Source organism: Paucilactobacillus suebicus DSM 5007 = KCTC 3549 (assembly GCF_001434475.1).
Taxonomy (GTDB): domain Bacteria; phylum Bacillota; class Bacilli; order Lactobacillales; family Lactobacillaceae; genus Paucilactobacillus; species Paucilactobacillus suebicus.
The window spans coordinates 39,680-53,229 of sequence record NZ_AZGF01000016.1 but is presented as its reverse complement, the minus strand read 5'-3'; the positions used below and the strand labels follow the sequence as shown (position 1 = coordinate 53,229).

General features: G+C 36.6%; 10 protein-coding genes. 9 read left to right on the top strand and 1 reads right to left on the bottom strand.

Translation table 11 applies throughout. The features are described from left to right. From FD16_RS07685 to FD16_RS07675, 3 genes are all read left to right on the top strand, one after another. A partial coding sequence (locus FD16_RS07685) for a bacterial Ig-like domain-containing protein (protein ID WP_156403245.1) occupies positions 1-1,373 on the top strand: 1,373 nt, incomplete at its 5' end. Positions 1,374-1,520: 147 nt separating this feature from the next. Then, entirely contained in the window at positions 1,521-2,384 is an 864-nt protein-coding gene (gene scrK, locus FD16_RS07680; protein ID WP_010623022.1) for a fructokinase ScrK, read from the top strand. Between the two features lie 135 nt (positions 2,385-2,519). Continuing rightward, positions 2,520-3,683, top strand: coding sequence for a GGDEF domain-containing protein (locus FD16_RS07675; RefSeq protein ID WP_010623021.1), 1,164 nt, complete (start codon positions 2,520-2,522; stop codon positions 3,681-3,683). A gap of 181 nt (positions 3,684-3,864) precedes the next feature. On the opposite strand, the gene wecB is transcribed toward FD16_RS07675, so the two are convergent. After that, positions 3,865-5,007 carry a non-hydrolyzing UDP-N-acetylglucosamine 2-epimerase gene (wecB, locus tag FD16_RS07670; RefSeq protein WP_010623020.1) on the bottom strand — a complete coding sequence of 381 codons (1,143 nt, stop codon included), beginning with the start codon at positions 5,005-5,007 and terminating at the stop codon, positions 3,865-3,867. 121 nt (positions 5,008-5,128) lie between these two features. On the opposite strand from wecB, the gene FD16_RS07665 reads away from it, so the two are divergent. Genes FD16_RS07665 through FD16_RS07640 form a run of 6 tightly spaced genes read left to right on the top strand, consistent with a single transcriptional unit; the run spans position 5,129 to position 13,471 of the window. Then, positions 5,129-6,253, top strand: coding sequence for a hypothetical protein (locus tag FD16_RS07665; RefSeq protein WP_010623019.1), 1,125 nt, complete (start codon positions 5,129-5,131; stop codon positions 6,251-6,253). A gap of 12 nt (positions 6,254-6,265) precedes the next feature. Beyond that, positions 6,266-7,753 (top strand): glycan biosynthesis hexose transferase WsfD, encoded by a 1,488-nt coding sequence (wsfD, locus tag FD16_RS07660; protein ID WP_010623018.1) that lies wholly within the window; start codon positions 6,266-6,268, stop codon positions 7,751-7,753. Then, positions 7,746-9,302 carry a hypothetical protein gene (locus FD16_RS07655; RefSeq protein WP_010623017.1) on the top strand — a complete coding sequence of 519 codons (1,557 nt, stop codon included), beginning with the start codon at positions 7,746-7,748 and terminating at the stop codon, positions 9,300-9,302. Before wsfD ends, FD16_RS07655 begins: the two co-directional genes overlap by 8 nt. A 36-nt stretch (positions 9,303-9,338) precedes the next feature. Continuing rightward, positions 9,339-10,568 (top strand): glycosyltransferase family 2 protein, encoded by a 1,230-nt coding sequence (locus FD16_RS07650; protein WP_010623016.1) that lies wholly within the window; start codon positions 9,339-9,341, stop codon positions 10,566-10,568. After that, complete coding sequence (locus FD16_RS07645) at positions 10,492-12,627, top strand: cellulose biosynthesis cyclic di-GMP-binding regulatory protein BcsB (RefSeq protein ID WP_082603535.1); 2,136 nt, start codon at positions 10,492-10,494, stop codon at positions 12,625-12,627. The genes FD16_RS07650 and FD16_RS07645 overlap by 77 nt, the downstream gene beginning before the upstream one ends. Beyond that, complete coding sequence (locus FD16_RS07640; protein WP_010623015.1) at positions 12,617-13,471, top strand: diguanylate cyclase; 855 nt, start codon at positions 12,617-12,619, stop codon at positions 13,469-13,471. The genes FD16_RS07645 and FD16_RS07640 overlap by 11 nt, the downstream gene beginning before the upstream one ends. The last annotated feature ends 79 nt before the right edge of the window (positions 13,472-13,550 follow it).

The window sequence follows — 13,550 nt, the reverse complement described above, 5'->3', positions numbered from 1 at the left end:
GAACATATGATGTCACATATAGCTACACAGATGCCGCTGGTAACAAGGTTTCTAAGACTGCAACAGTCACAGTGGTTGCCTCACAATCAAGCGTTGATACCAAAGATTCAACTTTAATTGCTGGTCCAGACACAACTTGGACAGCAGCAGATAACTTTGTTTCAGCGACTGATGCAGAGGGTAATGCACTTAGCCTAATTGATTTAACCGTCACGGGCTCAGTTGATACTAATACGCCTGGTAATTATGAAGTTACTTACAGTTATAAGGATAGCGCGGGCAATGTTATTTCAAAAACTGCGACAGTCACGGTAGTCGCTTCGCAGGCTGCAATTAATACTAAGAACACAACATTGGTTGCTGGCCCAGATACAAGTTGGACAGCAGCGGATAACTTTGTTTCAGCTACTGATGCAAGTGGTAACGCTCTTGATCTGAGTGACATTACAGTAAGTGGGGATGTCGACACAACGACACCAGGTACTTATGATGTAACTTATAGTTACACGGATAGCCTTGGTAATGTTATTTCAAAGACAGCAACCGTTACGGTAGTCGCCTCAAAGGCTACGATTAATACCAAGAACACGACAATAGTTGCTGGCCCAGATGCAACTTGGACAGCAGCAGATAACTTTGTTTCAGCTACTGACGCAAATGGTAATGCGATTGATTTGAGTGATGTTACAGTGAGTGGTAACGTTGATACAACGACACCGGGAACTTACAATGTAACTTATAGTTACACGGACAGTGCAGGTAACACAATTTCAAAGACTGCCACTGTTACGGTAACTGCCACAAAGGCATCAATTTCGGCAAACGATTCGACAGTTACAGTTGGTTCAAATTGGACTGCCGCAGATAATTTCGTATCGGCCACAGATGCAAATGGTAATGCGATTGGATTTGACGATATTACAGTCACTGGCAGTGTTGATTTGTCGACACCAGGAACTTATAACGTCACTTATTCTTACACTGATGCTTCTGGCAACACTGTTTCTAAGACGGTTACTGTAATTGTCAAAGCCAAAGCAGCCACAAATGGTGGTGGCAATTCAGACAATGGTACTGGTAACAGTAGCACTGGCAACACAACCGGAACTGGTTCGAATGCAAGTGGTACTACAACCAATCCTGGTTCAACCACTACTGGCAGTTCGGCCTCGACTGGGATGACGCAATCGTCAACTGGCAATAGCATTAAGGGCAACAGCTCAGATGGGGTTAAACAAAACTCACAAACAAAGAGCAACAAACTTCCACAAACTGGTGATAGTTCAGACAGTGTTGCTGAATCGGTATTAGGTTTATCGATGTTAGGATTAACACTTGGAATGTTTGGTTTTAAACGTCGCAGAAGAAACTAGAAGATAACTAGATGAAATAAGAGATTTGATGGGCTGAACCCATCGAATCTCTTATTTTTGTTTTATGTTAGATAAATATTTATATAACCACATGGTATGATGTATACTACAGATGCTATTTAGTGAAGAATCGAGGTCGTAATATACATGTTATTAGGAAGTATAGAGGCTGGCGGAACAAAGTTTGTCTGCGCTGTTGGCGATGAAAACTTTCAGGTCATAAATAGAATTGAATTTAAGACAACAACGCCAGCTGAAACATTACAAAAGGCCGTGGATTATTTTAAACAGTTCACAGAATTAAAAGCTATTTCTATCTCCTCATTTGGGCCGATTGAGATTATTAAGACTTCAGCAAAATATGGTTATATTACGGACACACCTAAAATAAATTGGTCGAATACTGACTTTTTAGGATTCATGAAAAATAATTTCAACATGCCAATCCTTTGGACGACTGACGTAAACGGATCAGCATACGGTGAATATGTCACGGCTAACGAAAAAATTAAGTCATTAACATACTACACAATTGGAACAGGAGTTGGTGCGGGAACCCTAATTAATGGTAAATTTTTAGGAGAAACCGGTCATCCAGAAATTGGGCACATCAGACTCAAAAGACACCCAGATGATTTAAATTTTCCTGGAATTTGTCCGTATCATGGTGATTGCCTTGAAGGACTGGTTTGCGGTCCAACGTTTCAGGCTCGTACTGGGCATAGGGGAGAAGATGTTCCCTTATCTGATCATGTTTGGGATATCATGGCCTATTATGTTGCCCAAGCTGCATTACAAACTACTCTTTCAATTCTACCTGAGAAAATTGTATTTGGTGGTGGGGTTGTCAGTGAACAATTCTTAGATAAAGTACGTTATGAATATAATCAATTAATGAATGATTACATTGACGTTGGTGATTTAGAAAATTATATTACTATGCCAACTGTTAAGAATAATGGCTCCGCAACAGTTGGTAACTTTGCACTAGCACGTCGCAAATTAGAGTAATAAAGCGGTCAATAAAAGTTTTCTTTAGTGATTCGTGAGGGAATTTGTATTTTTGCTGTATAATACGTATAGAAGTTATTACTGAGTATACACTTTGTGTGTACTTTTTATTTTTCAATGATGGAGGCGTAGATAATGGCATTTTACGAATTTACTTTGACTCAATGGTTAATGAAAAGTTTATTTGGTATTTTCTTCATTGTTGGGTTTAATGCTATCTATGTTTCATTGTCATTTGAATCTTTGAAAATGACGTACGGTAAAAAAAGAGGCGCCCTCCTTGCAACTTTGTTCACGCTTGTCTATACGATTGGTACGAGTGCTTTATTTTTCTTTGCTAGAGGTGATCTTAGCTCCAATCCAATTTTAACGGTTAATGTGGCAATTTTTACGCTGGCAGTTAGTTTAGTTTCGGTTGAAATGGAATTATGGAATTATCTAATTAGATCAGTAGCATTAATTGCTTTATGGTTATATCCGTATCAATTTTTAATGACTGCAAGATACATTAGCCTTTTCGCTGGTTTGATTGTGGTTTTGACTATTAATTGGATCTTTCATATTAAATTTGGCCATAAATTTTGGCCACGAATCATTTTTTTGGCGTATTTAGGACTGGCCTATTGGTCATCGAGAGTCGACATTAATGGTGGGCCATTAAAGTACGAGGTAATTAGTCAAGGCTTTTTGATGTTCATGGTGTTTGGGCTGGTATCTGGCGTATATCTGATTTATCAGGGTCGTCGGGTGGAACACGACCGCGAGTTGACCAAACTAGCTGATTATGATGCATTGACTAGTGCTAAAACTTACTCGATGTACACACGGGATGCTAAGAAAATGTTTGAAAGAGCCAGGGATTTGGAACTGCCCATGACACTAGTAACACTAGATGTTGATCACTTCAAAAGCATTAATGATACTTACGGTCACTTAGCTGGTAATGAGGTGTTGGTTGGAGTAGTGACGACATTAAGAAACACGTTAGGAAAATACGATAAATCTGATCAGGTATATCGAACTGGTGGAGAAGAATTTAATATTCCATTTCCTGAAAAAAATCCAGCTGAAGTTCGGCCAATTATTCAAGCGTGCTTTGAAGCTATTCGTAGTGCTGAGTTTCATTATAATGAATATACGATTCGTGTAACTATTTCTGTGGGTGTGACTGCGGTACATGGTGAAGATGAAATTATAGATGATACTTATAAGCGTGCTGACGATAATTTGTATACCAGTAAGCATAATGGTAGAGATCAAATTACCATTGAAGGGAAAAAATTGGCGCACACAAATTAAAAAATATTAATTACAAGAGAACAATAATAAAGATGCGTTGTTTCTAGAAAGTAAGATCCCCAAGGCTAAAATCCTAAATGATTTGGATTTTGATTTTGGGGATCTAATTATTTTTGGTAGATAATTACGGACGTTGTTCCAATATCGTTTTCATTTACTTAGCGACTATGAAACTTGTATTTTAATCTCCAAATTCTTCTGGTGCCGTTTTGGATATATTAAAGTAATATTTTAGTGCTTCACAAATTCTGTTGGCCGCAAACCCATCACCGTAAGGATTTTTAGCATTCGCCATTTGGCTATATGCTTTTGGGTTATTTAATAGCTCAATCATTGATGATTTTATGGTATCTGGATTTGTGCCAACTAACTTAAGTGTGCCAGCTTTGATGCCCTCAGGTCGTTCTGTTGTATTTCGCAAGACGAGAACTGGTTTACCTAGTGACGGAGCCTCTTCTTGAACGCCGCCAGAATCAGTCATGATGAAGTAACTCTTGTTTGCTAAGTTATGAAAATCAATAACATCTAAAGGTTCGATTAGATGAATCAGTGGGTCGTTTCCTAAGATACTGTTAGCAATTCTTCTTACGACAGGATTAAAGTGTACTGGGAAAATTGCCTCGACATTTTCGGTACTATCAATTACCTCTTTGATGGCTTTGAATGCATCTTCCATTGGTTTGCCTTGATTTTCTCTGCGATGCATGGTGACTAAAATAATGCGGTTTTTTTTGTTAACCACGTCTAATACATTATGGTGATAGTTTGCTGTTACCGTTTCTTTTAGTGCGTCTATGGCCGTATTACCGGTGACCCACATATGATTTTCAGGATGGTGCTCACTCTTGAGATTATTTTTACTCAGTTTTGTTGGTGCGAAATATATCTCACTGATATCGTCAGTTGTCTGCCGGTTGATCTCCTCAGGAAACGGGGAATGCTTATCCCAGGTGCGGAGGCCAGCTTCAACGTGAGCAACAGGGACGTGGTGGTAAAACGCACTCAAACTGGCAGAAAATGTGGTAGATGTATCTCCGTGCACTAGGACAATATCGGGCGATTCACGAGAATATATCTTATCCATTTCATTTAGCACATTTACCGTAATATCGGTTAAAGATTGGCTTTTTTTCATAATATTTAAATCATATTGGGGATGAATATGAAAAATAGACAACACCTGATCAAGCATCTCTCGGTGTTGTGCTGTCACAACGTTGATTAGTTCGAAACTAGGATCAGCAGACAGCAATTGAATAACTGGTGCCATCTTTATGGCTTCAGGTCTTGTCCCAAAGACGGTCATCACTTTAATTTTTTCCATATATTTTTCTCCAAATAAAATTAATTTTTTAAGTAATTCTTATTAAATTACAAGTTAAGTATAGTACAATAATCACGTGGATACGTAATAATTAATAGAGAGTCTATATGGTGATACGGAAATGAAAAAATTAAAGATGTTGATCATCTTCGGAATAATTTTTTTAATACTTACCGGTTGCAGCAACCGTGATGCCGATGTGCAAGTTCCAAAGGGTAATTGCAAAGCGATGATAATTAATACACATTTCAATCGAAACAAGCATCGTGATGCACTATTGAAACATTTTATTGACACAAAGATGCTGGCTAAACAGGGGATATATACAAATTATCATCAATATCGAACTAAAAAAAAGGTTGCAACGGGTCATGAAATGCTACTGGAATCTTCCGGCCTTTGGCTTAATTATCTGGTACAAACTCACCAGTATTCACAATTTAGAAAATTTTATCAAACCACGAAACGTTATTTTGACCAAGGCGATCAGTTCAGCTATCGCTATAATCCAAAAACAAATAAAAAAGCCAGTGTTAATTCCACGATTGATGACCTGCGTATCATTCGTTCATTACAAACATATGCTCAGTTAACACATAGTCAAAGATACAGAAAAGAAGCCGCTCAACGGTTTCAATTTTTAACCAAACACGTCATCAAGAAAGGACATTTAGTTAATTTTTATGACGTTAAATCAGATCAGGCTAGTAGCGATAGCTCATTATATTGTTATGATTTTTTAGTATTAAAACATTTTGAGTATGCTTCGAAAACAGATCAAAAGTATTATCAGCAGCAACTGAAATTGGTGAAAGATGGTTATTTAGGTGATGCTTTTCCTTTATATGCATCTAGTTATAACTGGTCAAATGGTACCTACAGTTCCGCTAATTTAAATACTTCAGAAGAACTTGAGACACTCGTGCATTTATCTGAAATAAATCAAATTAAGCTGACAACCATTCGGTGGTTAAAAATTAAGATAGATCATCGGTCGCTTTACAACGCGTATTCCACTAATGGAGCTACTGTAAATAAAGATCAGTCAGCAGCGAATTATGCATTAGCTGCAATTATTTTTGCTAATCAAAATAATCAAAAATATTACCAAAAATCGATGAATGAAGTGTGGAAATCGCAAATCTTAAATTCAAAATCGGATATTTTCGGTGGCCTTGGAGATGCAACAACGAATGATGCTTATTCGTTCAATAATTTAGTTGCTTTAATTGCTTCATTATATTAATGGGAGTCATCTATGGGAAAATTCACCAAAAAAATTTTAATCAGGATTAGTGAACATGTTTCACCAGCGATGGTGGCGATGATTCTTGTGGCTATCATTAGCGGTATCTTACTTTTTGTTCCACCGATCAACGGCCTGGGTGATACTGGTGATTTTTATAGGGCAATGAACAGTAACGGCATTTATCGATTACCCTCAAACCACAGTCAGTTTATGAGCTATATTGTGACTAAATTTGGTATTTACCAATATTTTAATGAGAATCATGCAGTTGTAGTTTCAACACAAACTTTGTTTGTACACATGGCTCTATTTTTGAACAAGTTATTTTATAGTAAGACAATTTTTGATATTCGCTTCATGGGGTTAGTTTGGTATTTGTTTTATCTTGGTGCGATTTATTTATTAACCAAATCGCTTGTTTATCCTCATCATAATCTGGTTAGCTACGTGATTGCCCTGATCGTTGTGTTTATACTTGGTGATTCATCCTTTACGTTATACTTCAATTCTTTTTTTGGTGAACCCGAGATGTTCATTGCCACAATCTATTCATTTGCTGCCATCATGTTATTAGCACGTCAATGTACTAAGCGGCGGTGGCCAGTCATTATTTTGTTTTTTGTTAGTACCATTCTACTGATAACTAGTAAACAGCAGAACGCGCCACTAGCTTTAAGCTTTTCTGTGGTGGCAATTGGATTAGTGTTTTTGCCAGGATTTAAAGCAAGGCGATTGGCAGTGATTGTGGGTATGGGATGTCTACTGATTTCCGGCATAGTGATTTACGCTTCTATTAATAAAGACTTTACTAGTTACAATACGTATCAAGCTTTTTCTTATGGAGCATTAATGGAAACTAACGATCCAAGCAAGAAAATTGATAAACAAGGAGTTAATGAACAATATGCGCTGATGAGATCGCAGGCTTATTATTCAAAGACTTTTGATGCGGTTAAACCAACTAGCAAAAACATAACCAAAAAACTAACCAGCAAAATGAACATTGTCTGGTTCGTTAAATACTATTTACATAATCGTCAGCAATTTATTAATTTAATGGATTTAGCCGCCAAAGACGTCATGATTACACAGGTAAAATCTGTTGGTGATTATACGCGTGGAGCTGGACATAAGCCTAATGAACAAGTTAGATATTTTACATTGTACAGCTCATATTTAAGTGCGTTTTATCCCGGTAGGTTCGCATTTGTCTGTTTAACGGCCATTGGATTTGTCGCCGTTTATGCTGTTGGAGCTTATAGAGATTTTCGTTCAAGGCGCTTCCACGGTATTTTAAGGTTTTTGTTGGTAGTCGGATTAATGACTATTTTCGTATTTGTACCAATCATTTCAATTCTTGGTGATGGTGAGGCTGATCTTGCTAAACATATGTTTATGGCGCCGTTGAGTTTTGATTTAGCAGTTATTTTGTTTATATCAGACATGCTAAATAAACAGCTTTGGAATACCGATGAAGGCGGTGATGCCAATGCATAAAATTAAGCTTTATGTAGTGTTATTGACAGCATTGTTGGTTTTGATTTTGGTTAACTTGAATGCAAATGCCCAAGCTACCACCAATTCTGGAAATAAAATCATGCTTGTCTATGATTCAAAAAATACAGCAGATCATGATGAAAAGAAGATTGATACTTTACAACGAATTTTAACTAGTATGAATTTTAGGGTGCGAACGCTGAAAGAATCCAATTACCATGGTGGAATGCTAAATAGTAGTTATACAGCAGTGATAACAATGGTGAATTGGGATGAGGCTGGGTTTACCAACCATCAATTTGAATCAGATCGTGATAACTTTACTGGTTATAAAATTCATATTGGTGCCGGGTTAACTAACAACGAGGCCACACAAATGAACGTGACCACGGCACGGGTTCATCAGCAACAGTTTATTTTAGACGACGGTGATAACCAGCAGATATTACCGTTTAGTGAATCAATAACTGTGATAAAGAAGGCCCCATCTGGTGCTCAGCCAATTGGTGAGTTGAAAACTCAGCAGCAGAATCAAAAAAATTATTCTTTTAGTACGATCGTTGGGAAGAACGCATATATTCCAGAAATAGCAAATAATGGATTGGAGTTAATGGTTGCGGAAAGTACCTTATCACAGCTATTTGGTGATAATTCCCAATACAAGCCGTTACTGACATTTACTAATGTTTCACCGTATGTGAATTTGAAATTATTAGTAAAAACAAGTAAATATTGTAGCGATCACAATATACCATTTGCAATTAGTACAGTGACAGTTGATAAAAATACTGAATTACAAGCTTATAAACGATTCACAACGGCTTTAAGAAAAGTTGAAAATTATGGTGGAGTTATTTTTGTTCAGGCGCCAACGATTGGCGGGGCGACCAAGGATGATGGACCGGAACTAAGCCAAATGTTTACGAAATACTTTGTTAGTTTTGCAAATAATCAAGTTTTTCCAGTCGGCATTAGTGCACAAAATTTTTGGAATCAAGATACAGTTCTTAGAAATAATTCGTTGGCTAAGGCTGATCATTGGTTGTTACTACCGAACACAGACGTGACGTATCTAAAACAAGATAATAATAGTCGAACGGCAGTACAGAGTTTGTTTGCATTGCCCGCATCGTCAATTAATAGCATGAAGAATACAAGTAAGATTAAATTTAATGTACCGACAGCTCTGACAATTTCGATACCGGAATCTAACTCACAATTACAGACTGATAAAAAAGAAATTGATTCGTTACAAACCGATTGGCTAAGTCCTAAGAATGAACGGTGGCAAACAAGGATTCATTCAGGATCCACAACGGTTGAGTATCGGTCAGGTAAGTATTACTTAAACAAAGAGTATGAAAAAATAAAAAATAAGACAAGTACGTTTCACGTTAAAGATAATGGTCAAACAAGTAATACTATTTTTAAGAGATTTTTCAAAATTCAAGGGCTAATTTTAGCTGTGTTCTTCATACTCGTATCACTAATTTTGACTGTGTTCATTCTGATTGGTCGACGCATTTATCGAAACATGTTTAAACGCTAGAAGGTGAATAATATCTCAATTCTCGATTTTTTATTAATGATTGCTATCATCTCAATTTGGGGCATTTTAGTTGTTAACTTAATCCTAACAATTGCCGGATACACATGGTATTTAAAACAAGTAAAAAAAGTCGATAAGTCTTTGCCGAGTAAAGTACCGTTCGTATCTATCCTGGTTCCTGCACACAACGAAGGAATTGTTATTGTCAAAACGGTGTTATCCTTACTGAGTTTTGATTATCCGCATGACAAGTATGAGGTAATTGTTATTAATGATAATTCTAGTGATAATTCCGCACAATTATTGGGAGAGTTGCAGGAAGAATTTACTGGTGCCCGATTAAAAATTATTAATACGGACAAAACCAATGGCGGTAAAGGAAAATCAAACGCATTGAATATTGGCTTAAAGCAGGCCAAAGGAAGCATCATTTCAGTTTATGATGCAGATAACACACCTGAACATGAGGCATTAAGGCTGTTAGTAGCCGAATTGTTGAATGATCGCCAGCTTGCAGCAGTTATTGGAAAGTTCAGAACGCGCAATAAAGACGCAACTTTATTGACTCGATTTATTAATATCGAAACTTTATCTTTTCAATGGATGGCGCAAGCAGGCAGACAACATTTATTTCATTTATGCACTATCCCGGGTACAAATTATGTGATTCGTCGTGACGTGCTAGATGAAATCGGTGGCTGGGACATTAAAGCACTTGCAGAAGATACTGAAATTAGTTTTAGAGTTTATCAAATGGGCTACAGAATCCAGTTCCAGCCACGTGCTGTGACGTGGGAACAGGAACCACAGACTCTAGATGTCTGGTTTCATCAACGGACAAGATGGGTTAAAGGAAATATCTATGTGATTATTAAAAATGCCAAAAAATTGTTTCAAAAATCTGGCAGGCCGATTAGGTTTGATCTTTTGTACTTTTTATCGGTTTATTTTCTTCTAATGACATCGTTAATTTTATCGGATACGGCCTTTGTGCTTTCCGTTGCCGGGTTAGCACATTCAACCCTTCAAGGGTTCAGCAACTCGTTGTGGCTGTTTGCCATTCTGATGTTTGTGATTAGTACCTTTGCAACGATTACAACTGAGAAAGGTGAAATGAAGTTTAGCAATCTATTGCTGATAGTGTTTATGTACTTAGTTTATAGTCAAATGTGGCTGATTGTGGCAGCTTATGGAATGGTGGGGTATATTCGTGAACAAGTTTTTCATCAACAAGCAAAATGGTATAAAACAAAGCGTTATCATTAAATGGTTTTTAATTATCATTTCTGTGGGCGTATTTTTTACTTTTGAGGTTGGTGACGTGCATGCGGCTAACCAGACGTATACTCAGCAATTTCAAAATAGTACAACAACATTGTCGGGACAGTCTGTTGAATCTAATATGTACTTTACCAAAATGGAATATTGGAATGTCAAAAATGCAACATTTAACCTTAACTATCAAGTTTCACAACTATCATCAAAGCAAACATCAGATATAACGGTTTCTATTAACGGGGTTAAATTTTATTCGTTTCGTCCAAGCAATAAGTCAGGATTTCAGACAGAACAAATTAAGATACCAGTTAGTTTGTTGAGTGGCGATAATACTCTTAAAATTACTGGACAAATATTAACTAAAAAAGGTAAAGGTAATTATCAACTAGCACAAACTCCAGCCAATTGGTTAACCATAAAGAGCGGATCGAATGTTAATTTTGAGTACCAACTAAAGGATGCCGATAATACCGTGGCATCATTTTATGGCCATTTTGTCGGCCAGGATACGATTGCAAATCAGGAGTCAAAAATTGTTACCCCTAACAATGCATCAAGTGATGAGCTAACTGCTGCAATGATCACATTGGCAGGCGAAGCCAGAGTTATCACAACCGCTAATGAACAGATACCCGTTGTGAAATATTCGGACATGAACGCACAAAGTGGAAATTACATTATGGCAGTGATGACATATAATCACCTACCAAATAATTTAAAAAATAAAATTGATCAGTCAAAACTCAAAAATAACGCATTGGTTATGACCCAATATCAAAATGGCAAGCACTATTTAGTTGTCACAGCTAAAAACGGCAAACTGCTAAAAAAAGCCGCACGGTTTGTCGCAAACCAAGAATTAATGAATGAAACTAATCAGTCCGCAGAAACAATTACTTCATCAACAGATACTGACAGTTCATCACTGCATGATAATGAGAAATACAAACTTACAAGTTCACCAGATGTCGTCACGGGTTCAGGTCATCGAACAACAACCTATCAAATTAGTTTACCAAATGATCGTTCTAATGCTGATGGGTCAAAGGTTAAACTTCATTTTAAATATAGTAAAAACATGGATTTTAAAAATTCATTGGTTACTGTTTACGTTAATAACACAACACTTGGAAGTAAAAAACTAACTAAGTCTCATGCTGATGGGGATGAACTGACTGTGGATGTTCCTCGTGGAACGGCGTTAGGTAATAGTTTTACAGTTCAGGTGGCTTTTGATCTTGAAACAAACGGAAATGATAATTCTGATAATTCAAATACACCATGGGCTCAGGTAGAACCAAGTTCGAGAATGATAGTTAAATCTGAACGAAGCAATGACTTGCTTTATACTAACTATCCAACTTTATTTATTAAACACCAAACGTATAATAACATCGCAGTGGTGCTACCAAAGAGGTTATCATCGGTTGACTATCAAACATTAACCAATGTCTTCAACTTAATTGGTAGTTTTGCTAAGAGCAATACTGGTAATATTCAATTCTACACTCACAAACCTAGTAATAAGGTTTTGGCCAATTCTAATGTAATCGTCATTGGAACACCAAAATCAAACAAGATGATTAAAGATTTAAATAAAGATTTATATTTTAAATTTTCAAAAAATTTAACAAGAATTGTGTCTAACGAAAAATTGAGTATAGAAAAGAATTACGGTACACAAGTTGGTACAGCTCAGTTGCTTAGATCTCCATACAATAAGAGACGAGGAATGCTTGTTGTAACTGGAGCCTCAAATCAGGCTGCTTATCTGGCTTCAACACAAATTAATTTCCAGAAAAACATTGAACAGTATTCGGGGGATGCCATTGTAGTCGACCAAAATAACAATCACTATGGGTACAGATTTAAGAAGGATAAAGCTATAAATGAATCATTAGTAAAAAAGAGGTTTTTTGACAGTAATTCTCAGATTATTTTATATCTCGGATTAATTGTTCTTGCCTTGGTTGCTTTATGCGCTGTCGTGATTTTAATTTTAAAAAAGCAGTCATTACTGAATGGGGGACACAAACATGAAAAATAGAGACAAGCGTGAATCACTGTTGGAAGACGTTGGTTTATTATTGTTTTTAACTTTATTCAGTATTACGGCCGTTCTAATGACATTGACCGGACATGAGTTAGTCAACGTTATTTACCTCTTTTGCACTGTTGGGTTACTAATAGTTACGTATTTTTATGGACTTTTGCCGAGCATCCTGAGTAATATGCTGTTTATGGCGATACAGGCGGTATTTGAAATTTATCAGTATTTAGTAAAAGACGCAGACATATCATGGCAACTTAGTTTTTGGATTTTACTACCCCTGATGCTATCGCTATCACTATATTTTATGACCCGCAATCAAGTTAAACTACAACAATCCAATAGTAGTTTGAGAACAGCATTAATTGAGAGAGGGGCATTTGATCAGCAAACAAATTTGAGAACCACTGTTGCGTATGTAGAAGATGTAGCTGTGTTTATTGAAACAAACCGTAGATTTAACCTGCCAGTTACAACGGCGATTATAAAAATCAGATATTTTGATGATTTAAAACGCATGATGAGTGAAAATCAACTGGAGACGCTTCTCAAAATCACGTCTACAACGATTAAAGAAAAAACAAGAACAAATGATATTACCTACCTGTTAAATAATGATGACCCAACGTGGGCAATCTTGCTGTACTCAGATGCGGATGGAGCACAAATTGCTGCAGATCGGATTAAAAATGGATTCAATAATGCACTGAAAGAAAATACTAATTTAGTTAATTTGGCAATTTCGATGGTTGTGGGAATTGCATCGTGGGATGAAAAGTCAATGCATAATCCTTACGATTTAATGAATGCCGGTATTCATGAGACACAGTTTGATGTTTAAGAATGGAGTCTCTAAATTAAGCGCCAAATTTATTTTTAAACGTATAGTAGTATAATACCTATATAAGTGTTAAACGAGA